The organism is Janthinobacterium sp. YR213, assembly GCF_900099875.1.
Classification (GTDB): Bacteria; Pseudomonadota; Gammaproteobacteria; order Burkholderiales; family Burkholderiaceae_D; genus Janthinobacterium; species Janthinobacterium lividum.
Genome location: NZ_FNDA01000004.1, coordinates 53797 through 75755, shown reverse-complemented (window position 1 = coordinate 75755; position 21959 = coordinate 53797). Strand labels below are relative to the sequence as shown.

22 protein-coding genes are annotated in these 21959 nt (G+C 61.5%); 7 read left to right on the top strand and 15 right to left on the bottom strand.

The features are described from left to right. The first annotated feature begins 17 nt into the window (after window positions 1-17). Window positions 18-941 carry a segregation and condensation protein A gene (locus BLT98_RS18025; protein WP_070278820.1) on the top strand — a complete coding sequence of 308 codons (924 nt, stop codon included), beginning with the start codon at window positions 18-20 and terminating at the stop codon, window positions 939-941. A 55-nt stretch (window positions 942-996) separates the two neighbouring features. Next, a complete protein-coding gene (gene panC / locus BLT98_RS18020) occupies window positions 997-1836 on the top strand; it encodes a pantoate--beta-alanine ligase (RefSeq protein ID WP_092610137.1) in 840 nt (279 codons plus the stop codon). Window positions 1837-1889: 53 nt separating this feature from the next. On the opposite strand, the gene BLT98_RS18015 is transcribed toward panC, so the two are convergent. Beyond that, complete coding sequence (locus BLT98_RS18015) at window positions 1890-2342, bottom strand: YajG family lipoprotein (protein ID WP_170846422.1); 453 nt, start codon at window positions 2340-2342, stop codon at window positions 1890-1892. Between the two features lie 294 nt (window positions 2343-2636). On the opposite strand from BLT98_RS18015, the gene BLT98_RS18010 reads away from it, so the two are divergent. Then, a complete protein-coding gene (locus BLT98_RS18010; protein WP_170846421.1) occupies window positions 2637-3389 on the top strand; it encodes an SDR family oxidoreductase in 753 nt (250 codons plus the stop codon). Between the two features lie 72 nt (window positions 3390-3461). Here the strand turns inward: BLT98_RS18010 and cheY are convergent, their stop codons facing one another. The 14 genes from cheY to flhD all read right to left on the bottom strand — a co-directional run bounded on the left by cheY (window position 3462) and on the right by flhD (window position 16499). Next, complete coding sequence (gene cheY / locus BLT98_RS18005; protein WP_010396677.1) at window positions 3462-3860, bottom strand: chemotaxis response regulator CheY; 399 nt, start codon at window positions 3858-3860, stop codon at window positions 3462-3464. Window positions 3861-4007: 147 nt separating this feature from the next. Further along, window positions 4008-5078, bottom strand: coding sequence for a protein-glutamate methylesterase/protein-glutamine glutaminase (locus BLT98_RS18000; RefSeq protein WP_092610131.1), 1071 nt, complete (start codon window positions 5076-5078; stop codon window positions 4008-4010). Window positions 5079-5186: 108 nt separating this feature from the next. Beyond that, window positions 5187-5795, bottom strand: coding sequence for a chemoreceptor glutamine deamidase CheD (gene cheD / locus BLT98_RS17995; RefSeq protein ID WP_034758343.1), 609 nt, complete (start codon window positions 5793-5795; stop codon window positions 5187-5189). A 9-nt stretch (window positions 5796-5804) separates the two neighbouring features. Further along, complete coding sequence (locus BLT98_RS17990; protein ID WP_034778025.1) at window positions 5805-6677, bottom strand: CheR family methyltransferase; 873 nt, start codon at window positions 6675-6677, stop codon at window positions 5805-5807. Window positions 6678-6748: 71 nt separating this feature from the next. Continuing rightward, window positions 6749-8470, bottom strand: a complete 1722-nt coding sequence (locus tag BLT98_RS17985; RefSeq protein ID WP_070278817.1) for a methyl-accepting chemotaxis protein — start codon at window positions 8468-8470, stop codon at window positions 6749-6751. 188 nt (window positions 8471-8658) lie between these two features. Beyond that, window positions 8659-9165 carry a chemotaxis protein CheW gene (locus BLT98_RS17980; RefSeq protein ID WP_034758356.1) on the bottom strand — a complete coding sequence of 169 codons (507 nt, stop codon included), beginning with the start codon at window positions 9163-9165 and terminating at the stop codon, window positions 8659-8661. Between the two features lie 30 nt (window positions 9166-9195). After that, complete coding sequence (cheA, locus tag BLT98_RS17975) at window positions 9196-11397, bottom strand: chemotaxis protein CheA (protein ID WP_092610128.1); 2202 nt, start codon at window positions 11395-11397, stop codon at window positions 9196-9198. A gap of 43 nt (window positions 11398-11440) precedes the next feature. After that, window positions 11441-11806 carry a response regulator gene (locus tag BLT98_RS17970; protein WP_034758362.1) on the bottom strand — a complete coding sequence of 122 codons (366 nt, stop codon included), beginning with the start codon at window positions 11804-11806 and terminating at the stop codon, window positions 11441-11443. 83 nt (window positions 11807-11889) lie between these two features. After that, window positions 11890-12438, bottom strand: coding sequence for a hypothetical protein (locus tag BLT98_RS17965; protein ID WP_034758366.1), 549 nt, complete (start codon window positions 12436-12438; stop codon window positions 11890-11892). Between the two features lie 46 nt (window positions 12439-12484). Continuing rightward, the gene (gene motB / locus BLT98_RS17960) at window positions 12485-13462 is read right to left on the bottom strand and encodes a flagellar motor protein MotB (RefSeq protein WP_034778017.1); all 978 of its coding nucleotides are present in this window, start codon (window positions 13460-13462) and stop codon (window positions 12485-12487) included. A 58-nt stretch (window positions 13463-13520) separates the two neighbouring features. Further along, complete coding sequence (gene motA, locus BLT98_RS17955; protein WP_034778015.1) at window positions 13521-14381, bottom strand: flagellar motor stator protein MotA; 861 nt, start codon at window positions 14379-14381, stop codon at window positions 13521-13523. 220 nt (window positions 14382-14601) lie between these two features. Further along, the gene (locus tag BLT98_RS17950; protein ID WP_244517553.1) at window positions 14602-15408 is read right to left on the bottom strand and encodes an SAM-dependent methyltransferase; all 807 of its coding nucleotides are present in this window, start codon (window positions 15406-15408) and stop codon (window positions 14602-14604) included. A gap of 66 nt (window positions 15409-15474) precedes the next feature. Then, window positions 15475-16035 carry a flagellar transcriptional regulator FlhC gene (gene flhC, locus BLT98_RS17945; RefSeq protein ID WP_034778011.1) on the bottom strand — a complete coding sequence of 187 codons (561 nt, stop codon included), beginning with the start codon at window positions 16033-16035 and terminating at the stop codon, window positions 15475-15477. Between the two features lie 146 nt (window positions 16036-16181). After that, window positions 16182-16499, bottom strand: a complete 318-nt coding sequence (flhD, locus tag BLT98_RS17940; RefSeq protein WP_034758381.1) for a flagellar transcriptional regulator FlhD — start codon at window positions 16497-16499, stop codon at window positions 16182-16184. Window positions 16500-17104: 605 nt separating this feature from the next. On the opposite strand from flhD, the gene kynU reads away from it, so the two are divergent. The 4 genes from kynU to BLT98_RS17920 all read left to right on the top strand — a co-directional run bounded on the left by kynU (window position 17105) and on the right by BLT98_RS17920 (window position 21957). Continuing rightward, on the top strand, window positions 17105-18355 hold the full coding sequence (gene kynU, locus BLT98_RS17935; RefSeq protein WP_092610123.1) for a kynureninase: 1251 nt from the start codon (window positions 17105-17107) through the stop codon (window positions 18353-18355). Between the two features lie 26 nt (window positions 18356-18381). Next, entirely contained in the window at window positions 18382-19251 is an 870-nt protein-coding gene (gene kynA, locus BLT98_RS17930) for a tryptophan 2,3-dioxygenase (protein ID WP_052139863.1), read from the top strand. Between the two features lie 9 nt (window positions 19252-19260). Beyond that, the gene (locus tag BLT98_RS17925) at window positions 19261-19806 is read left to right on the top strand and encodes an RBBP9/YdeN family alpha/beta hydrolase (protein WP_092610120.1); all 546 of its coding nucleotides are present in this window, start codon (window positions 19261-19263) and stop codon (window positions 19804-19806) included. Window positions 19807-19902: 96 nt separating this feature from the next. Next, window positions 19903-21957, top strand: a complete 2055-nt coding sequence (locus BLT98_RS17920; protein ID WP_139179310.1) for a toxin-antitoxin system YwqK family antitoxin — start codon at window positions 19903-19905, stop codon at window positions 21955-21957. The last annotated feature ends 2 nt before the right edge of the window (window positions 21958-21959 follow it).

Genomic DNA, 21959 nt, shown 5'->3' with positions numbered 1-21959 from the left:
TATCTGGAACCGGCACGATGTTGCCTGAAGAGTCTGCAGTCACGCCGGAAGCCGATGCTCCCGGCGCCGGCGCAGTCATCGAGTCGCCCGAACCTGTCGCTGAAGGCGACGGCAGCGGCGACCCTGCAACAAAGGTAACGGACGCGGCGCCCGCCGCCGACCCGCTGGGCATCGCCCGCCTGTATGGCGAGCCGATGATGCGCATGCCGACGGATCTGTACATTCCGCCGGACGCGCTGGAAATCTTCCTCGAAGCCTTCGAAGGCCCGCTCGACTTGCTGCTCTACCTGATCCGCAAGCAAAACTTCAACATTCTCGATATTCCGATGGCGCAGGTAACCCTGCAATATCTGAAATATGTCGACCAGATCCGCGTGCGCAACCTGGAACTGGCCGCAGAATACCTGTTGATGGCCGCCATGCTGATCGAAATCAAGTCGCGCATGCTCTTGCCTTCGCGCAAGAGCGACGTCGAGGAAGATGGCGGCGACCCCCGTGCCGAACTGGTGCGCCGCCTGCTCGAGTACGAGCAGATCAAGCTGGCCGCCTACGACCTGAATGCCATCCCGCAGTTCGAGCGCGATTTCGTGCGCACGCAGATTTTCATCGAGCAAAGCCTGACGCCCACCTGGCCCGACGTGGAACCGGTGGACTTGCAGCAGGCGTGGCTCGACGTGCTGAAACGCGCCAAGCTGACCCAGCATCACCGCATCAGCCGCCAGGAACTGTCCGTGCGCGAGCACATGTCGAGCATCCTGCGCCACTTGCAGTCGTCGCGCTTCGTCGAATTCAGCGAGCTGTTCGACATTGCCGGCGGCGTGCCCGTGGTGGTGGTCAACTTCGTGGCCCTGCTGGAACTGGCCAAGGAAACCCTGATCGAAATCACGCAGGCAGAACCGTTTGCCCCCATCTACGTCCGGCTGGCGTATTCGCCCGCCTGATATCCTTCCCTTTGTCACTGACCACCGTACAACGGGGTTTTAGCGAAAGCAATCCATGAAAATTATTTCCGACATCGAAGAATTGCGCGACCAGCTCAGCGGACAGCTGCGCACGGCGTTCGTCCCCACCATGGGCAACCTGCACGAAGGCCATCTGTCGCTGATGCGCCTGGCGCGCAAGCATGGCGACCCCGTCGTCGCCTCGATCTTCGTGAACCGCCTGCAATTCGGCCCGAACGAAGACTTCGAGAAATATCCGCGCACCATGGCGGCCGACATCGCCAAGCTGGAAAAGGAAGGCGTGTACGTGCTGTTCGCGCCGACGGAAAAGGAACTGTACCCGGAACCGCAGGAATACCGCGTGCGTCCGCCCGATGACCTGGGCAATACCCTGGAAGGCGAATTCCGTCCCGGCTTCTTCGAAGGCGTGTGCACGGTCGTCACCAAGCTGTTCTCGTGCGTGGGTCCGCGCGTAGCCGTGTTCGGCAAGAAGGATTACCAGCAGTTGATGATCATCCGCAACATGGCGCGCCAGTTCGCGCTGCCGACGGAAATCATCGCCGCCGAAACCTACCGCGCAGACGATGGCCTGGCCTTATCGTCGCGCAATATGTATCTGTCGGAAAGCGAGCGGGCGGAAGCGCCGGAACTGTTCAAGGGCCTTAATTTCGTCGCCGAGGAAGTGCGCAAGGGTAACTTGGCTGTCGCTGAACTGGAACAGGCCAGCATGCAGCTATTGAACAGCCGCGGCTGGAAATCGGACTACATCGCCGTGCGCAAGCGCGCCAACCTGCAGGCGCCAAACGCCACCGAACTGGCCGCCGGCGAACCGCTGGTGGTGCTGGCTGCCGCCAAGCTGGGCCAGACTCGCCTGATCGACAACCTGGAAATTTAAGCGCCATCTCCAAGCGTCACCTCGACGGGGCCATTCGGCCCCGTTGCTTTTTCTTACTTCTCCATCCCCACCAGCTTGAGTTCCGCAAACAGCGGCTTGTTGCTGCCGCGTGCCGCTTGCAACATGTCGTAGCTGGCCGCATCGAGCACGATTTCCTCTCCCGCCCACAGCTTGCGCTGGTGCGCAGGCAGCCTCAGGCTGCGCAGGATGGCCCGGACCTGGGCCGGATCCGCCGCCAGCAGGCGGATGGCGCGCGCATGGCGCTGCGTGCCCGTGAGTATCGGCAAGCCGCCCTCCGGGTCATTCTGGCTCAGACTGACATAATCATGGCCGCCCACGCGGTGCAGATATGCATGCCGGCCATCAGCTTCGACAGGCAACGGCGCGGCCGGTTCCTGCATTTCGACAGACGCGACAGGCGCAACGGCGGTTTGTTCAAGGCTCACGCCACAGGCCGCCAACAGGGCCGTGCTCAGTGCAAAAAATAATACGGGTGCTCGGCGCATCGTGCGCTCCTTCTTGTCGGGGTCGGGGACAGAGGTGGAATACTGCAGCGATCATGGGCCAAATTATTTGACGTGTAAAGTTAACTTTAGGAAATATTTCATTCTTTTGCGCAATGACTTATGCTCGGCGGGATCTTGCCTGTCCATATCAACTTGGCCGAGAACAATTGTTAATAAAATTTGCACACTAAAACTATCAAGACTATCTTTATCCATGAACCAATAAAGATCACAATGGCTGCACTGGCTCGCAGCGACAGCATGCGGGCTTCCCACCACGACAGGAGAGCAGCCATGAACACCACATCCACCCCCACCAAGGTCGCCATCGTCACAGGCGCCTCGCGCGGCATCGGCGCGGCCATCGCCCGCCGCCTGGCACGCGACGGCATGCAGGTCATCATCAATTACGCCAGCGGCAAGGATGCGGCGGATGAGCTGGTGGCGGCCATCGTGGCCGGCGGCGGCGCCGCCATCGCCGTCCAGGCCAACGTGGCTGACGCGGGCGAGGTACAAGCGCTGTTCGATGCGGCAGAAGCAGCCTATGGCGGCATCGACGTACTGGTCAACAATGCCGGCATCATGCCGCCCGCGCTGCCGGCCCTGGCCGACACGGACGACGCCACCTTCGACAGCCTGTTCGCCATCAACGTCAAGGGCAGCTTCAACACCATGCGCCAGGCGGCGACGCGCTTGCGCCACGGCGGCAGCGTGGTCAACTTCTCCACCAGCGTGATTGGCCTGGCCCTGCCCGGCTATGCCGTCTACGGCGCCACCAAGGCGGCCATCGAGACGATGACAAATATCTTTGCCAAGGAATTACGCGGCAAGAACATCACCGTCAACGCCGTCGCCCCCGGCCCCACGGCCACTGCCCTGTTCTTGAACGGCAAGACGGAAGAAACGATACAGCGCATGGGCAAGATGGCGCCATTGGAACGGCTGGGCACGCCGGACGATATCGCCGCCGCCGTGGCTTTCCTGGCAGGACCGGATGGCCGCTGGGTGAATGGACAAACGTTACGCGCGAATGGTGGCCTGGTCTGAGTTTTTTGCGGACAAAAAAAACGCTGCCAATTCGCACTGGCAGCGTTTTTTTTGATAACGGTCAAACCTGGATTAAGCGCCGGCTTTTTCCAGCTTCTCGAAAATCTTGTTCAGCTTTTCATCGAGGGTCGCGGCCGTGAACGGCTTGACGACATAACCGCTGGCGCCAGCTTGCGCGGCGGCGATGATGTTTTCTTTTTTCGCTTCGGCGGTCACCATCAGCACGGGCAGCTTGGCCAGTGCCGGATCGGCGCGGATATGCTGCAGCATCGTCAGGCCATCCATGTTTGGCATGTTCCAGTCCGAAACGACGAAATCGTACGATTCCGCGCGCAGCTTGGCCAGGCCCATCACGCCGTCTTCCGCCTCATCGACGTTGGCATAACCCAGTTCCTTCAACAGATTCCGGACAATGCGGCGCATCGTCGAAAAATCGTCAACGACTAAAAATTTCATCTTTGGATCAGCCATGAATAACTCCGTTGTTTCTGTAGCGGTTTGTTAATAATATCGACATGAATGCCGACATTATGGTCGACACTACGGCAGCAAGTTGTAGGATAGCATTTTCGTTGCTTTTAGGCGAACAAACTTGCCTCAGATCATATAAAACGTGGCTTACACGCGCAAAGCACGCATGCCATGCGCAGCCAGGTGTCCCAGCACCATGCCAGGCAACGCCGTCAAAGCGCCGACCTCATGCGTAGCACCGACAGCGATCGCCTCGCGCGGCATGCCGAACACCACGCAACTGGCTTCATCCTGCGCAAAATTATACGCTCCTGCGGCCTTCATCTCCAACATGCCTTGCGCGCCATCCTTGCCCATGCCGGTGAGGATCACGCCAACGGCATTTTTACCGGCCGATTGCGCGGCCGAACGGAACAGCACATCGACCGACGGGCGGTGGCGGTTCACCGGCTCGCCCTGGTCGATCTTGGTCATGTAATTGGCGCCGCTGCGCGTCAGAGTCAGGTGCGAATGGCCGGGCGCGATATAGGCGTGGCCCGGCAGTACCCGTTCGCCGCCTGCCGCTTCCTGCACCGAGATATTGCACAGCGAATCGAGGCGGCGCGCAAACGAGCGTGTAAAGCCTTCCGGCATGTGCTGCGTGATCAGGATGCCGGGGCAATCGGAAGGCATCTGCATGAGAAATTCGCGGATCGCTTCCGTGCCGCCTGTGGACGCGCCCACGATGATCAGCTTTTCGCTCGACGTCAATGGGCTGCGCAGCGCAGGCAGCGGTGCAGCCACCTTGTCGCTGGCCGACGGCAGGGTGCGCGCGCGGATACGCGCCTTCGAGGCGGCGCGGATCTTGTCGGCGATCATGTCCGTGTACTCGCGCATGCCGCTCTGGATGGAAATCTTCGGCTTGGTGACGAAATCGACGGCGCCCAGTTCCAGCGCGCGCATGGTGATCTCAGAGCCGCGTTCGGTCAGCGACGACACCATCAATACCGGCATCGGACGCAAGCGCATCAGCTTTTCCAGGAAATCGAGGCCATCCATCTTCGGCATCTCGACGTCGAGGGTCAGCACGTCGGGGTTGGTCTGCTTGATCATCTCGCGTGCCACCAGCGGATCGGGCGCCGCGCCCACCACTTCCATGTCGGGCTGGCTGTTCACGATTTCCGTCATCACGCTGCGGATCAGCGCCGAATCATCCACGATCAATACTTTGATCTTCATAGTTATCCTTCCAGGCCTTGCGGCCCTTCTTCTTTATTAAATTAGTACACCGGACAAAACCACCGCAGGCCGCAAAGCACGACGCGCAGCAGGTTTGCTCTGGTGTTATCAGAACAGTTCGACCTCGCCGCCCACCGGCGCAACTTTCAAACGGCTGGCGTAATCGAGTTCGCGGCGTACCAGCGTATCGTTATGCGTCTGCATCAGCTTTTTCACCAGCACCTTGCCGCTGCGGGGGAAAAAATACACCTTGCGCGGGTGGATGTCGTTCAGGTCTTCCGCCACCACGCGCATCTTTTCCGCCTTCAGGTAATTGATGACGAAGGCCGCATTGCGCTCGCCCACGTTGATCGCCGTGAAGCCGCGCAGCACGGCGCCGCCGCCGAACACTTTCGCTTCCATGTTCTCGCGCCGCGCGCCGGCCTTCAGCAAATCGTTGATCAGGATTTCCATGGCGTAGGTGCCATAACGCATCGACGCGGAAATCGGGCTATTCGGATCGCTGCCGCCATCGGGCAGCATGAAGTGGTTCATGCCGCCCAGGCCCGTGACGCGGTCGCGGATGCAGGCCGAGACGCAGGAGCCGAGCACGGTGACGATCAGCATGTCCTTGTTGGTAAAGTAATACTCACCAGGCAAGATCTTGGCGGCGTCACAATTGAACGTCCTGTCGTAATAGACGTTAGTGGCAAATTGCTCTTTGGATTCCAGGCTCATATTTCACTCTCATGTACGATGCGACGATGCCTTGGGCGCGGCGCCCCGAGGCTGATCGAGCTCATAGACTGTTTTACCGCGCAGCTTCAATGAATCCGACACGTACAGGAAATTCTCCGAATGGCCCGCAAACAGCAGGGCATCCGGCTTCATCAACGGCACAAAGCGCGACAGGATCTTGCGCTGCGTCGCCTTGTCAAAATAAATCATCACGTTGCGGCAAAAGATGACGTCGAACTGGCCTGTCAATGGCCAGCTGTCGGCCAGCAGGTTGAGCGGCTTGAAAGTGATCATCTGGCGCAGTTCCGGGCGCACCCGCACCTGTCCCTCGCGATCGCCCTTGCCGCGCAAGAAAAAGCGCCGCGCACGGTCGGCCGGCATCTTGTCGAGCCGGTCCAGGTTGTAGACGCCATTGGCGGCCGTGGCCAGCACGTTCGTGTCGATGTCCGTGGCGATGATGGTGACCGGCGGCGTGAGCGTATTGAACGCCTCGCACACCGTCATGGCGATCGAATACGGCTCCTCGCCGGTGGAACTGGCCGAACACCAGATGGTGATCGGCCCGCTCAGTTTTTTCACATGCTCGGCCAGCAGCGGGAAGTGATGCGCCTCTCGGAAGAACGACGTCAGGTTGGTCGTCAGCGCATTCGTGAACGCCTCCCACTCGTCGCCCATGCGGCCAGCTTCCAGGTCGTCCAGGTAACGGACGAACGAGGAAATGCCGGTCGCGCGCAGGCGCCGCGCCAGGCGGCTGTAGACCATCTCCTGCTTGCTGTCGGCCAGCGCGATGCCGGCCCGCTTGTAAATCATGGCGCGGACCCGTTCGAAGTCCTTGCCAGTGAAATCAAATTCCTTGACCGAATCCGTTTTAGTTTGCGGCATTTTGTTTTTACCTCTCTATGACTACTCTGACCAATGCCTTTGCAAGTATAACTAGCGGGACCGGGTTGGCGTCAGAACTCTTCCCAATCGTCGCCGCCGGCCGCCGCCAGCTTTTTCGCGGGCGGTGGCGTGCCGGCTTGCGCCGTCGTCGCCAACCGCCGTGTCGTTGCCGCCACGCTCGGCGCCGGCCGCGCCGCCGCCTTGACTACTGGCGCGGGCACGGGCATAGCCGCCTGCGCCGCGCTCTCGCCATCGAGCTTGAAGATGCTGACGGCGTCGGCCAGTTTCTGCGCCTGGTCCTGCATGCTTTCAGCCGCCGCCGCCGCCTCCTCGACCAGCGCCGCGTTTTGCTGCGTCATCTGGTCCATCTGCGCGATGGCCTGGTTGACCTCTTCGATGCCGTGGCTCTGTTCCTGCGTTGCCGCCGTGATCTCGCCCATGATGTCGGCCACCTGCCGGATCGACGTGACGATCAGGCCCATGGTCTGCCCCGCCTCGTCCACCAGGCGGCTGCCGGCATCGACCTTGTCGACCGAGTCGCCGATCAGGCCCTTGATCTCTTTCGCCGCGCCAGCGGAGCGTTGCGCCAGATTGCGCACTTCCGACGCCACCACCGCAAAGCCCCGTCCCTGCTCGCCTGCGCGCGCCGCTTCAACGGCCGCATTCAATGCCAGGATATTCGTCTGGAACGCGATGCCGTCGATGACGCCGATAATGTCGACGATCTTGCGCGAACTGTCCTTGATGGAACCCATGGTATCGACCACTTGCGCCACCACCTTGCCGCCCTGCTCCGCCACCGACGATGCCGACACGGCCAGCTGGTTGGCCTGGCGCGCGTTGTCCGCGTTCTGCTTCACGGTCGATGTCAGCTCTTCCATCGACGATGCCGTCTCTTCCAGCGAACTGGCCTGCGTTTCCGTGCGCGCCGACAGGTCCGCATTGCCGCTGGCGATCTCGCGCGACGCCACGGTGATGGTGTCCGTCCCATTGCGCACGTCGCTGACCGTCTGCACCAGGCTTTCGTTCATGTCCTTGAGCGCCTGCTGCAAGGCGCTCGTTTCATCCTTGCCTTCGACCACCACGCGCGACGTCAGCTCGCCGGCAGCGACCTTCTGCGCCACGGCCAGCGCGCCAGACAGCGGCACCGTGATCGAGCGCGTGATGAAGATGGCGCACCAGGCGCCGATCGCCACCGCCGCGCCGCCCAGGATGAACAGTACCGTCATCAGGCGCGCATCGGCCGCCAGCGAGTCGTCCATGAAGCTTTGCTGCGCCACGTGCTGCAGGTCGAGCAGCTTGTTGATATCGGCCAGCGTCGTCTTGTTCAAGGGGTCGATGCGGGTGGCAATCACCTTCGCCGCGCCCTCGCTGTTAAACGCCAGCACCTGTCCCATCGCTTCCTTGAAGGCCGCATCGACATCGCCGTCGACCTTGGCGATATTGGCCAGCAGCGCCTTCTCGCCCTCGGACAGGCCCAGGCTGGACAGCTTGCCGCGCGCGCCGTCGTACAGCTTGCGCTGCTCGCGCACCTTGCCCTCTTCCGCCTGCATCAGGCCCACATCGCCCTGCAGGCCGATATTGCGCATGGCGATACCGGTTTCCAGCATCGCGCTTTTCATCAGCGATGCCTGCGTATTCTTTTCGCTTGCCAGCTCCAGGCCCGTGAGCAACTGGGCCTTGTTACGGTAATTCAGTGCATTCGCCGAAACGATCACTACCACCAGGATGGCGAGGATGCTGCCAAAACCTATCCCCAGCCGGGTGCCTATCTTGAAATCGCGCAAACTCATTACAGTCTCCAATATTTATGTGAACGGCGCCCGTTCAACCGGACGGCGCCGTGTTGTGGCCTGGTCTCTGACGGACCTTGCAGCCTGCCGGCGCGCCTCTGCTCGCGCCGGTACATGCATATCTGTAGTGATTCTTTGCGTGCCAAAACGGCGGCGCACCGGGCGCCGCCTTGCTGCCATGCGGCCGCTTACGCCGCCAGCTTGTCGATCAGGCCCATCTCGCTGCTCGACATCAGCTTGTCGATATCGACCAGGATCAGCATGCGCTCGTCGATGGTGCCCAGGCCGATCATGTAGTCGGTCGAGAAGGCGGTACCCATTTCTGGCGCCGGTTTCACCTGCTCCGGCGTCAGAGTGGTGACGTCGGAAACGCTGTCGACCACCATGCCGACGATGCGGCCGCCGATGTTCAGGATGATCACGACCGTGAACTGGTCGTACACGGGCGTGCCCAGGTTGAACTTGATGCGCATGTCGACCACGGGGATGATGATGCCGCGCAGGTTGATCACGCCCTTGATGAATTCTGGCGCGTTGGCGATGCGGGTGACCGCTTCGTAACCGCGGATTTCCTGAACCTTCAGGATATCGATGCCGTACTCTTCGGAGCCCAGCGTGAAGGCCAGGAATTCACGGCCGGCGATGTCCTTGCCGTCGCCCGCATTGCTTCCGGATGTTTGTTGAGTATCTGACATGGTGCGTTTTCCTATCTTTATCTATCGGTATTACGAAAAAATGGACTCGTCGGCCAGCTGGCGAGAAGAACGGATCAGGGCGGCGACATCGAGAATCAGCGACACGCCGCCATCGCCCAGGATGGTGGCGCCGGAAATGCCCACCACCTTGCGGTAATTCGATTCGAGGTTTTTCACCACGACTTGCTGCTGCCCCACCAGGTCGTCGACGAACAGGGCCGCCTTGCGCCCTTCCGTCTCGAGGATCACGCAAATGCCTTCCGAGGGACTGGTAAAGCGCGGCGCGATGTCGAACATCTGGTACAGCGGAATCAAAGGCAGGTATTCGCCGCGCACCTTCACCACCTGGCCTTTACCGCTGATGTCCTTGATATCCTCAACGGCCGGCTGCAATGATTCGATGACAAAGCCCAGCGGCAAGATATACACTTCGTCGCCGACGCGGATCGACATGCCGTCCAGGATGGCCAGGGTCAGCGGCAGCGAGATGGAAATCGTCGTGCCGAAACCCTTCGCCGAACGGATGTCGACGACGCCGCCCATAGCGCTGATATTGCGCTTGACGACATCCATGCCCACGCCGCGGCCCGACACGTCGGTGACCGCTTCGGCGGTGGAAAAGCCGGGCGCGAAGATCAGCTGCCACACGTCGGCGTCGCTCATCGTCTCGGACACGTCCAGGCCTTGCTGCGCTGCCTTGGCCAGGATGCGCTCGCGGTTCAATCCCGCGCCGTCATCGGACACTTCGATGATGATGTTGCCGCCCTGGTGGCTGGCCGAGAGGAACAAACGGCCCGCCTCGGTCTTGCCGGCTGCCACGCGGGCGGCCGGCATTTCCACGCCATGGTCGATGCTGTTGCGCACCAGGTGCGTGAGCGGGTCGACGATGCGCTCGATGAGGCCCTTGTCCAGTTCCGTGGCGGCGCCGTTCGTGATGAAATCGACCTTCTTGCCCAGTTTCGTGGCCAGGTCGCGCACCATGCGCGGGAAGCGCGAAAAGACGAAATCCATCGGCATCATGCGGATCGACATCACCGCTTCCTGCAAGTCGCGCGTATTGCGCGTCAGGTGGCTGACGCTGTCGAGCAGCTTTTCATGCAGCATCGGGTCGAGCGCGCTGGCGCGCTGCTCGATCATCGCCTGCGTGATCACCAGTTCGCCCACCAGGTTGATCAGCTGGTCGACCTTTTCGATCGAGACGCGGATCGACGACGATTCTGCGCCGGCCTTGTCGCCCTCTTTCTTGGCTGGTTTCTTTTCCTGCTCCGCTTCGGCCACGGCGCTGGCCACGGCCGGCGCGGCGGCAGCGCTGGCGTTGCCCGCCTTGGCCGCATCGGCGCGAATCTGTTCCAGGGGCTGGAAGAAGCCATAGCCCTGTTCGGCGTCGCTCTGCACGCCGGCGGCGGCGCGGATATCTTCGAGCGGCTGGAAAAAGCCATAGCCAGGATCGGCTTGACCCTGCGCACCAGGCGCGCCTGGCAGCGGGTCGAAGAAACCGTAGCCCTGGGCTTTTTCCTGCGCCGCGCGGGCCGCATCGGCTTCGCCTGGCGCCAGTGGCGGCGCCTGCGTGATCACCATGTCGTCCGGGTTGAGCACGAACGAGCAGATGGCCAGGATATCGTCCAGGCTTTCATGCGTCGTCACTTCCAGCACCTTGCGCGCGTCGGGCAAGGTCGACACGGCGACGTCGCCCAGCAAGCCAAGTTCGGCCGCCAGCGCATCGACTTCGCGCGGCTCCATTGCCGGCAGTTCCAGGCGGATGCGATGGCCGCCGGCATGGCTGACGGCGGCCTTTTCCGCCGTATGGAAGGCTGGCGCGACGGGCGTGAGCGCGGCCACGGGCACATCCTGCGAAAACGACTGCAGCATCATGCGCACATTGGCCACGGCATCCTGGTCGACGGCGCTGCCCAGGCGATGGCCGTCGAGCTGCATCTTGAGGATATCCTTGGCCGCCAAAAAGGCGTCGACGTGTTCCGCCGTCAGAGCCATCTGGCCCTGGCGGATACGGTCGAGCAGCGACTCGAGGATGTGCGTCACCTCGCTCATGTCGGAGAGGCCGAACGTCGATGCGCCGCCCTTGATCGAATGGGCGGTGCGGAAAATGGCATTCAGGTCTTCGGCGTCGGGCGCCGCAATATCAACGGCCAGCAGCAGCCGTTCTTTTTCAGCCAGCAGTTCTTCGGCCTCATCGAAAAAGACCTGAAAAAACTGGCTAATATCGATGGTCATAGGGTGACTCCGTCAATTGCATCGTTGTGCTGCGCGGCTGGCATCAGCCGATCACCTTCTTGACCACTTCGATCAGGCGTTGCGGATCGAAGGGCTTGACCAGCCAGCCATTGGCGCCGGCGGCACGTCCCTTCGACTTCATCTCGTCCGACGACTCCGTCGTCAGCATCAGGATGGGTACCTTCTGGTAGGTCGGCAGTTCGCGCAGCAGCTTGATCAGCTCCAGGCCATCCATGCGCGGCATGTTCTGGTCCGTCAATACCAGGTCCACGGTTTGCAGCTTGGCTTTTTCCAGTCCATCCTGGCCGTCGACGGCCTCCACCACCTGGTAACCGGCGGCTTTCAGGCTGAACGCCACCATCTGGCGCAATGAGCTGGAATCGTCCACTGCAAGTATCGTTTTGGCCATCTTTGCTCCCACTTATTCCGGGCATCCTGCCCGAGTATTTGATTAATCAATCCATGCAACCACAAGCGTTCCGCACTGGCATGCTAGAACAGCTCGATGTCGCCACTTTCCAAATGCTGTTGACTGACAGCCTTGCGCAGCACGCTGCGCAACTCCAGGCTTTGAATCGCCAGCGCCATGCTGACCCGCCCCAGCAAGGCGACAATTTCTTCATTGTCGCTCTCCGGCAACATCTCCGCGCCATGCTCGCCCAGGGTTCCGAGGAACTCCCGCAAGCCCGTCACGCGCTTCAAGGTGCGCTCGATCAGCTGGCTGGTCATGTCCTGGAACTGCAGGCTGGTGATGGCGGCATTCACATAGCCCCCCACCTCATCCTGCAATGCCAGCAATTTTTCCCGCTGCTGCTCGGCTGGAATACCGCCGTCGAGCAACAGGGCGATGGTATCTTGCTGCGCAGCGACGGCTGCGTGTATCGCCATGAAATTGAAGGACAGCTTCTCGATCGCCTCTTCCAGCAAGATGCCGGTCTGCACCAGGTCGGTTTCCACCTCCGTCAAGTGCTTGCGGCCATGGTCCGACACGCCAGACAGCAGGCGCTTTACATGCGAGCCAAGTATTTTCTTTCTTGTCATAAAGGTCTCATTGTTTCAATACACCACGCGTCGACAGCCTTGCGTGTTATTTTTTCGCCGCTACCGGGCTGGGGGCTGGTGCCGCCGCGGGGGGCGCACCGGCCGCCAGCCCGGAAGCGACAGCGGCGGAAGCGGCATCGGTCACCGGCAGCTCGATCGCCGAGCCATCGCGCAGGACATTTTCTTCCGTGCGTTTGTTCATGACGATGATGCTGATGCGCCGGTTGATCGGATTGAAGGGGTCGAGCTTGTCCAGGTGGGCGGCCGAGCCCAGTCCCACCACGCGCAATACTTTCTCTTCCTTCATGCCGCCAATCACCAGTTCGCGCCGCGACGCATTCGCGCGGTCGGCCGACAATTCCCAGTTGCTGTAGCCGGCATCGCTCATGTAGGGCGTCGAATCCGTATGGCCGGACAGGCCGATGCGGTTCGGCACTTCATTGAGCACGAAGCCGATGGCGTGCAGGATTTCCTTGGTGTACGGTTGCAGATTCGCATTGGCGAGCGCAAACATCGGACGGTTCTGCTCGTCGACGATCTGGATGCGCAAGCCTTCGCTGGTGATATCGAGCAGCAGCTGGTTCTTGTATTTTTTCAGCAGGGGATTGGCGTCGATGGTCGCTTCGATGCGCGCCTTGAGCGCCTGCAGGCGCTTGCCCTCCTCGCGTTCGAGCGCGGCCTTGGCGGAATTGAGGTCGAACGATTTGCGCTGCTGCTCTTCCTGCGCCTTGCGCACTTGTCCATCCTGGCGCGACAGGTCCTGGCCGCCGCCCTGGATGACGGAATTGCTTTCGCCGCTGCCGGAGCCGCCCGCCATCGCCACTTTCAAGGGCGTCTTGAAGAATTCGGAAATGCCGTTCAAGTCGCCCTTCGAGGTGGAGCCCAGCAGCCACATCAGCAGGAAGAAGGCCATCATGGCCGTGACAAAGTCGGCGTAGGCGATTTTCCACGCCCCGCCATGGTGTCCGCCAGCCGTCTTCTTGATACGCTTGACGATAATCGGGCGCATGCCTTCATCGGCCATGGCGTCCCCCTTCCGTGTGCTGCAAATGACTCATGGTGTCCAGGCGTATATTCACTGCTTACTTCGTTTTCGATTTCTTGATGTGGTCTTCCAGCTCATTGAACGTCGGGCGCTCGGTCGAGAACAGCACCTTGCGGCCGAACTCCACGGCCAGCGCCGGCGCATAGCCGTTCAGGCTGGCCAGCAGGGTCACTTTCACGCACTGGAACATCTTGCTCGACTCTTCCAGCTTCTGCTCCAGCAGGCTGGCCAGCGGGCCGACGAAGCCATAGGCCAGCAAGATGCCGAGGAAGGTGCCGACCAGCGCGTGCGCGATCAGCATGCCCAGCTCGGCTGGCGGGATGCCCACCGATTCCATCGTGTGCACCACGCCCATCACGGCGGCGACGATACCGAAAGCGGGCAAGCCGTCGCCCACCTTGGCGATCACGTGGGCCGGCACGGCGCCTTCGTGATGGTGCGTCTCGATTTCGTTGTCCATCAGATTTTCGATCTGGAACGCATCCATATTGCCCGATACCATCAGGCGCAGGTAATCGGTCATGAATTCGATGATATGGTGGTCGGCCAGCACGGCCGGATACTTGGAAAACAGCGGGCTTTCTTCGGGCTTGTCGATATCGCCTTCGATCGACATCAAGCCTTCCTTGCGCACCTTGCTGAGCACTTCAAACAGCAGCGACATCAGTTCCATGTACAGCTCTTTGGTATAGCGCGAACCCTTGAACAGGCTGGGCAAGGCGGCGATCGTTGCCTTGATGGCCTTGTTATTGTTACCAACAAGGAAGGCGCCCAGGGCGGCGCCGCCGATCATCAGCAACTCCAGCGGCTGGAACAGCGCCGCCAGATGGCCGCCGGCCATTGCGAAGCCGCCAAAGACCGAGGCGCAGACGATGATGTATCCGATTATGACTAACAAGTGCCCTGACTCCCAATAATGGCCGGGGCTGTGTGCCCGGCATGTTCAAACCTGTTCCTGTCTTCTGGCGGCTGCGCCGCCGGCGGAGACAGCGGCAAAAAAAAGCAACCGGAAGTTAATTGAAATGCGCTGCTTTTCAATGCAATTCCGAGAAAATGCCGTGTGGAACTACAATAACGTGAGATTGCCCCACGGGCAAGCAAATAACGCAGACAATTGCTTAAAAGCACCATATGTAAAGTAAAGGGCCACCCTCTGTGGCGGCGATGGTCTTATCGGGCTCGCGTGCCGCAATCTGGAATTCGTAACTAAGAAGCATGCTACCGGGCAACATTTCCCTTTCCGCCTTGCTCCACAGGGCCGCCATCGCCGCCGGCGACAGGTAGGCAAACACGGCGTCGTAGCGGCCGAAATCGAGCGCTTCGTAGTCGCCGCGCAGGAAGCGCGCGCGGCTGCTCGCCAGCCATGCGCGCAAGCGGCTTGCCAGCCACGGCAGCGGCGCCAGCTCGATGCCGGAAAACTGCCCGTCGGGGCGGCGCCGCGCCAGGTCGAGCACCAGGCCGCCCAGGCCGCTGCCGATATCGATCAGCCGCACGCCGGGACGGTCCGCGATCAGCTCCGCCACCGCCTGCCATACCTTCGGCCCCGACGGGTAAAACGGCACTTGCGTGCGGAACGTGGACCAGTACAAACTCAGCAGGAAAACAAAGGCGACCAGGAACACGGCCGGGGGCAAATCGAGCCAGCTGGCCGCCAGCAAGGCGGGCGCAAACAGCAGGCCGATGGCGCACCACCAGCGCGCCAGTCCCGCGCGCCACGTGATGACAGCCGCCAGCACGCCCTGCACCAGCGCCACGGCCGGCAGCGACATGGCCACGCCCGCGCGCGCCAAACCATATACCAATAGCAACATCAAGGGAAAGGCCAGCACCTGGATCAGGATGGCCTTGGGCGCGGGCGCGCGCAGGATCTGTTGCAGCATGGAATAGCCAAAGGAGGAAAACGCCAGTGTAAGCGAAAGCGGCATGAAAAAGCCGGAGTGCGGTCAGGCGACCGGCTCCGGCTTGCACTCTGTCTTATATATATGTACGGCTCAGGCAACCACGCCCGGCACGGCAGCAGCCGCTTCATCGCGCGCTTTCTTGGTCTTGCCGGCACGCGAAGGCATGTGGCACAGGCCGCACACATAATCGGCGTTCAGGTCGAGGCAGTTGACGACAAACTTGCCGCCGCACTTGCCGCAGGGCGCCATGTCCAGCATCTTGCTGCTGAAAAAGCGCACCAGGGTCCAGGCCCGCGTCAGCGACAGCAGCGGCTCTTCGCCCGCTTCGGGCGGCATTTGTTCCAGATACAGTTTATAGGCCTTCATCACGGCTTCGATGCCCGTGGCGCCGGCGTGGTCGACGAGGAATTTATGGATATTGATGAACAGCGAGGAATGGATATTCGGTTGCCAGGTAATGAACCAGTCTGTGGAAAATGGCAGCATGCCCTTGGGCGGCGAGACGCCCTTCAATTCCTTGTACAGATTCAGCAGGCGTTCGCGCGACAGCGAGACTTCCGTCTCCAGCAGTTGCAAACGGGCGCCCAGCTGTATCAATTCGATGGCCAGCTGGATTTCCTGCGCTTCCGATACGACACTTTTTTTGGCCATGCTGTGCACTCCACTACTGACTGATACTGACTGATACTGCCTAACAAGCTTGCCAGAAAAATATTCAGGGCAAGGCGCGTTGCCGACGACAGTACGAATGTACGGCGAGGCAATGCAACACCGCCATGGACGTTTTGATGGGAACCTTAGGCGATTTCTTCGACGCCCTGGCCGGCCATCAGGATGGCGGCATGCGACTGGGCCAGCGAGCGGTCTTTATTGTAATTCGTCAACATGCCCAGGATGGCGCTGTCGTCGAAGCGGAAACGGGCCAGCATCATGTTGCCGCCAGCCAGCTTCAGGATCTGCGCATTGCTCATGCCTTCGATCAGTTCGGCGATTTCGGCGGCAATGCCCAAACGGAAGATGGCCGTTACTTTGTCCGCGCGAATCATTTGCTGGGCCAGCATCAGGTAGCTCAGGTTAGCGTCGCGAATCTCAGCCATCATGTCGTTAGCAGTCATTTCCATCTCCTCAATCCGTTGAATTCAGCTGGCGTTGTGTGTTGCCAGTGAGATACATTCTGCAGGAGCAACATTAAACGCAACAGAGGCGTAGCGCTGTATTTTTGGTCGGGGAATAGAGGATGGGATCGTAGGTGTTTGTCTGACAAACACTGCTCGATCATGGTCGCACGCCAGTAACGGCGCGGATGTGGGAGGTTGGCCCTGTGCCGGATTTGCCCGGCTTTTGGCCTGTAAAAAATATCACTTTTTTACAACAACTTGATAAGAATCAAGCCTCTCTACTGAGATAACGGCCGCCTTGGCAGGAACTTTAGGGCTTTTTTTAAAAATATTTAAAATATTTCCAGCGCTGCCCTGACCGATTACCGGCGTTCATGTATCTGTTGTCGGCGGCGAATCGCAGAACTTTAGGGTTTTTTGAAAATATTTTTAAAAATCGTGATTTCTTTCGTTGACGCCCCACAAGCGGGCATTTTTCACCGTCTTTCCATGCCGGGAACCGCGCTGCGCGGCGAGGATTTGCTACACTGCCACTTCCGCGTGATACTTTAAGCCTCAAGCAATATCATGCCATCCAGACAAGTATCAATATGAAAGCCACCATGATTTCTCGACAAGACTGCAGCGCGCGCGATCTCGATGATCCCCTCGCGCCCCTGCGCCAGCAATTCGATTTGCCGCAGGGCGTGATTTACCTCGACGGCAATTCCCTGGGTGCGCGGCCGAAGGCGGCGCTAGCCCGCGCCCAGCACGTCATCACGGCAGAATGGGGCACGGACCTGATCCGCAGCTGGAATACGGCCGGCTGGTTCGACCTGCCCAAACGCCTGGGCGATCGCCTGGCTCCGCTGCTGGGCGCCGGCACGGGCGAAGTGGTGATCACCGACACCACCTCCGTCAACCTGTTCAAGGCCCTGGCCGCCGCCCTGCAGATGCAAGCCGGCGATCCCGCCCATGCCGCGCGCAGAATCATCGTCAGCGAACGCAGCAATTTCCCCACCGACCTGTACATGGCGCAAGGCCTGGCCGCCTGGCTCGACCGCGGCTACCAGCTGCGCCTGGTCGACAGCCCCGACGAACTGGCGCAAGCCATCGATGCCGATTGCGCCGTCGCCATGCTCACGCACGTCAATTACCGTACGGGCTACCAGCACGACATGGCCGCCATCAGCAGCCATTGCCACGCGCAGGGCGCGCTGGCGCTGTGGGACCTGGCCCATTCGGCCGGCGCCGTGCCGCTGGACCTGAACGGCGCCGGCGCCGACCTGGCCGTCGGCTGCACCTATAAATACCTGAATGGCGGTCCCGGCTCGCCCGCCTTCATCTGGGTGCCGGAAAAACACCAGGCGCGCTTCCGCCAGCCTTTGTCCGGCTGGTGGGGCCACGCCACGCCGTTCGCCATGGAGCCGGGCTTCGCGCCCGCCGACGGCATCGCCCGCGCCCTGTGCGGCACGCAGCCGATACTCTCGCTGGCCCTCGTCGAATGCGGCCTCGATATCTTTGCGCAAACGAGCATGGAAGCCATCCGCCGCAAGTCGCTGGCCCTGACGGACCTGTTCATCGCGCTGGTGGAACAGCGCTGCGCCAGCCATCCGCTGGGCCTCGTCACCCCGCGCGAGCATGCGCGGCGCGGCAGCCAGGTCAGCTTCACGCACCCGCACGGCTATGCCGTGATGCAGGCGCTGATCGCGCGCGGCGTGATCGGCGACTACCGCGAACCGGCCATCATGCGCTTTGGCTTCACGCCCCTGTACACGGGCTTTGCCGACGTGTGGGATGCCGTGGAAATCCTGCGCGACATCCTCGACACACTAGCCTACGACATCGCCGCCAAGCGCGATGCGGTCACCTGAGCCATCCCATGAGCGACGACAAGAATATGAACAAGGAAAACACCAGCGGCTGCCCCATGCATGCCGGCGGCCAGGATGCGCAGTGGCATGGCGCGCAGATGGATTTCAGCGAATCTATGAGCTACGGCAACTACCTGGCGCTGGACCGCATCCTCACGGCCCAGCATCCGCTGTCGCCGAACCACAACGAGATGCTGTTCATCGTGCAGCACCAGACGAGCGAATTGTGGATGAAGCTGATGCTGCACGAGATGCACGCCGTGCGCGCCAACCTGCAAAGCGGCGACCTGGCGCCCGCCTTCAAAATGCTGGCCCGCGTGGCGCGCATCATGGACCAGCTGGTGCATGCCTGGGACGTACTGGCCACCATGACGCCGCCCGAATACACGGCCATCCGCCCCTACCTGGGCGCCTCGTCCGGCTTCCAGTCCTTCCAGTACCGCGAAATCGAATTCATCCTGGGGAACAAGAACGCCGCCCTGCTCAACGTGCATACGACGGCGCCGGAAAACTACAAAGTGCTCGACGCCGCCCTGCGCGCGCCATCCGTCTACGATGAGTCGATCAAGCTGCTGGCGCGCAGCGGCTTGCCCATCTCCGCCGAGCGGCTGAACGCCGACTGGACCCTGCCGACCGCCTCCGACGCGTCGGTAAAGGCGGCCTGGCTGGAAGTCTACCGCGACCCGTCGAAACACTGGGCCCTGTATGAACTGGCCGAAAAGCTGGTCGACCTGGAAACGGCCTTCCGCTTCTGGCGCTTCCGCCATGTAACGACGGTCGAGCGCATCATCGGCTTCAAGACGGGCACGGGCGGCACGGCGGGCGTGAGCTATTTGCGCAAGATGCTCGACGTGGTATTGTTCCCGGAGTTGTTCGCCTTGCGTACCGAACTTTAAGGAGCATCGATGTCGCCTCTCGTCCTGACCCTGGCCGGCCTTTGGAATTCCGGGCCGCAGCACTGGCAAACCCATTGGGAAGCGCGCCACCCGCAATGGTCGCGCGTGCCGCATCGGGAATGGCAGACGCCGGACAAGGACGAATGGGTGGCGGAACTCGATCGCGCCATCGCCGCCTGCGAGCGCCCGCCCGTGCTGGCCGCGCACAGCCTGGCTTGCACGCTGGTGGCCCACTGGGCCGCCAGCGGCTCGCCGCACAGGATCGCCGGCGCCTTCCTCGTCGCCCCCAGCGATGTGGAAGCGCCCTCCTACCCGTCCGGCACGACGGGCTTTGCGCCGATGCCGCCGCAAGCCTTGCCGTTTCCCAGCCTGGTGGTGGCCAGCGGCGATGATCCCTACGTCAGCTTCGCGCGGGCACGCGCGTTTGCCGCCGCCTGGGGCAGCGATTTCACCATGATCGGCGACGCCGGCCATATCAACGGCGACGCCGGCTACGGCCCCTGGCCGGACGGCGAACAGCTGCTGCTGGATTTTTGCGCCGCGCACCAGCCTTGAACCGGGGCGCGCACGATAGGGGCGTATTTGCCCACAAGTAAGAACGCAGGCAGAATCGTGGCCTTTCCATTGCGGCGCCCCGGCGCCAGCCCCACGATGAAACGTCTGCTTCTGCCCTTGCTGCTCTGCTCCGCCCTCGCCCACGGCGCGCCCTTTTATGAAGGCAAGAACCTCGCCCATCCCGCCATCAGCGCCTCGCAGGACAGCGGCCTCGATATCGCCTTCATCAAGGAAAAAGAAGGCGTCAACGGCTATTACTGCGAGTGCAAGAGCGGCAGCGCGAAACCCATTTTGCTCGACCAGTTCGGCAACGCCGTCATCCGTTCCGTCTTCTACGCGTCGCTGGATCAGGAGACGGACGACAGCGTGCAAACCATGCTGGTACTGCTGCGCCAGGGCGACAAGAACGGCTTGCGCGCCTACCGCTATCACCGCAGCTCCGGCAAATACCGGCGCCTCGATGGCTTGCAGCCAGCCTTGAACCGCATCGTGGCGCAAAGCAGTGCTCCCAACGCGGGCCAGGTCAAGGCCGCGCTGGCCAAGCTGGCGCCGATGGACTACAGCGTCCCGCGCGGCAAGAGCGGCAATGCGGACTTCGACGCCATCGACCATACGCAAGGCTCCATCGTCGGCTACTACAGCGATGACGGCAAGCCCGTGGCGGCCGGCGGCAAGGACGCCATCACCTACAAGAAAACCTTCCAGAAGAAAGGCGAGCGTTTTCTCACCGCCAGCTACACCCTGTACAGCGATGCGGGCGCGGGCATCCTGCCCAACTACCGCCTGTGGCAAGTGACGTGGGAAACGGCGCCAAAGCAATTCACGGGCAGCGCAGATGGCCCGTCCGTCATCTACAGCCTGGCCTGGGACGACGGCTCGGTGGTCGAGCGGGGCGAGTACGTGCAAGGCAAGCGCCAGGGACTGTGGGTACGCGAAGGCATGCACGAAGGCAGCGAAAAGGGCCATTACGTCAACGGCCTGCAAGAAGGCATGTGGTACTTCAATTATCCCAGGCAGAGCGAGAGTGGCATGTACCGGGCCGGCAAGCGCGAAGGCCGCTGGACCGTCGTCAACTATGCCGATGCAGAGGAAGTGACGGGCTTCGACACCTACGCGGGCGGCCAGCTGAACGGCCCGCACGAACGCAGCATGGGCGGCAAGCTGCAAACGCGCGGCAACTACGTGAACGGCACGCGCCATGGCGCGTGGATCACGGAAGACGGCGACGGCAGCTTTATCGACGGCTTGCGCGACGGGCCGTGGAAGCTCAAGCTCAAGGACAAGGTCACGCAAAGCGTCACTTTCGTGCAAGGCAAAAAACAGGGCGAGGCCCTCGACAAGGATGCGCAAGGCGCGCTGCGCGTGCGCGACCATTACCAGGCGGGCGTGCTCGATGGCAGCCGCACGCGCTATCTGGGCCCGGCCGGCAAGGAATACGTGGTCTACACGGCTACCTACCGCAACGGCCAGCTCGATGGGCGCGAACAGGCGTTCGACGATAGCGGCAAGATCCTGCGCCTCGATACCCTATGGGACAACGGCAAGAAGCAGGGCCTGGATGCGCGCTACTACCCGAACGGCAAGCCGGAACGCCTGGCTGTCATCGACCAGGGCCGCCTGCTCACGCACCTGCGCGAGTACTATGAGGACGGCCAGCTGCTCAACGACATCCACCGCTGCACCTTCAAGGAGTACGGCAGCACGCGCGACGACGTATGCGAGTACCACCACATGTACTACCCGGACGGCAAGCCGCAGTATTACTATGCATTCCAGTACGGCCAGCGCCAGGAAGGCTATTCGAACTACCCGAACGGCAAGCGCAAGGACGAACTGCTGGTCGACCGCGCCGCCGACACCTCCGTCGTCAACGCCTATTACGAAAGCGGCCAGCTCAAATGCACGGAGCCGCGCAGCGGCCACAGCACGCGCACGGTGAATGGCCAGACCATGATCAGCTATGGCTCGGCCGACCGCGACGGCGACAATATCTGCTACCACCCGAACGGCAAGGTGGCCAGCATCTACACCTTCCGCAAGCGCGTGCTCGTGGAGTGCGGCAAGCGCTACGACGACACGGGCAAGCAGACGTTCCCCGGGCCGGAAGGCTGCCCGCCCCCCAGGAAGGTGGACTACCCGATAGGACTATGACA

Coding starts and splice junctions, on each gene's coding strand:
- BLT98_RS18025 (WP_070278820.1), top strand. CDS start 18: ATGTTGCCTGAAGAGTCTGCAGTCACGCCGGAAGCCGATGCTCCCGGC.
- panC (WP_092610137.1), top strand. CDS start 997: ATGAAAATTATTTCCGACATCGAAGAATTGCGCGACCAGCTCAGCGGA.
- BLT98_RS18015 (WP_170846422.1), bottom strand. CDS start 2,342: ATGCGCCGAGCACCCGTATTATTTTTTGCACTGAGCACGGCCCTGTTG.
- BLT98_RS18010 (WP_170846421.1), top strand. CDS start 2,637: ATGAACACCACATCCACCCCCACCAAGGTCGCCATCGTCACAGGCGCC.
- cheY (WP_010396677.1), bottom strand. CDS start 3,860: ATGGCTGATCCAAAGATGAAATTTTTAGTCGTTGACGATTTTTCGACG.
- BLT98_RS18000 (WP_092610131.1), bottom strand. CDS start 5,078: ATGAAGATCAAAGTATTGATCGTGGATGATTCGGCGCTGATCCGCAGC.
- cheD (WP_034758343.1), bottom strand. CDS start 5,795: ATGAGCCTGGAATCCAAAGAGCAATTTGCCACTAACGTCTATTACGAC.
- BLT98_RS17990 (WP_034778025.1), bottom strand. CDS start 6,677: ATGCCGCAAACTAAAACGGATTCGGTCAAGGAATTTGATTTCACTGGC.
- BLT98_RS17985 (WP_070278817.1), bottom strand. CDS start 8,470: ATGAGTTTGCGCGATTTCAAGATAGGCACCCGGCTGGGGATAGGTTTT.
- BLT98_RS17980 (WP_034758356.1), bottom strand. CDS start 9,165: ATGTCAGATACTCAACAAACATCCGGAAGCAATGCGGGCGACGGCAAG.
- cheA (WP_092610128.1), bottom strand. CDS start 11,397: ATGACCATCGATATTAGCCAGTTTTTTCAGGTCTTTTTCGATGAGGCC.
- BLT98_RS17970 (WP_034758362.1), bottom strand. CDS start 11,806: ATGGCCAAAACGATACTTGCAGTGGACGATTCCAGCTCATTGCGCCAG.
- BLT98_RS17965 (WP_034758366.1), bottom strand. CDS start 12,438: ATGACAAGAAAGAAAATACTTGGCTCGCATGTAAAGCGCCTGCTGTCT.
- motB (WP_034778017.1), bottom strand. CDS start 13,462: ATGGCCGATGAAGGCATGCGCCCGATTATCGTCAAGCGTATCAAGAAG.
- BLT98_RS17950 (WP_244517553.1), bottom strand. CDS start 15,408: ATGCCGCTTTCGCTTACACTGGCGTTTTCCTCCTTTGGCTATTCCATG.
- flhC (WP_034778011.1), bottom strand. CDS start 16,035: ATGGCCAAAAAAAGTGTCGTATCGGAAGCGCAGGAAATCCAGCTGGCC.
- flhD (WP_034758381.1), bottom strand. CDS start 16,499: ATGACTGCTAACGACATGATGGCTGAGATTCGCGACGCTAACCTGAGC.
- kynU (WP_092610123.1), top strand. CDS start 17,105: ATGATTTCTCGACAAGACTGCAGCGCGCGCGATCTCGATGATCCCCTC.
- kynA (WP_052139863.1), top strand. CDS start 18,382: ATGAACAAGGAAAACACCAGCGGCTGCCCCATGCATGCCGGCGGCCAG.
- BLT98_RS17925 (WP_092610120.1), top strand. CDS start 19,261: ATGTCGCCTCTCGTCCTGACCCTGGCCGGCCTTTGGAATTCCGGGCCG.
- BLT98_RS17920 (WP_139179310.1), top strand. CDS start 19,903: ATGAAACGTCTGCTTCTGCCCTTGCTGCTCTGCTCCGCCCTCGCCCAC.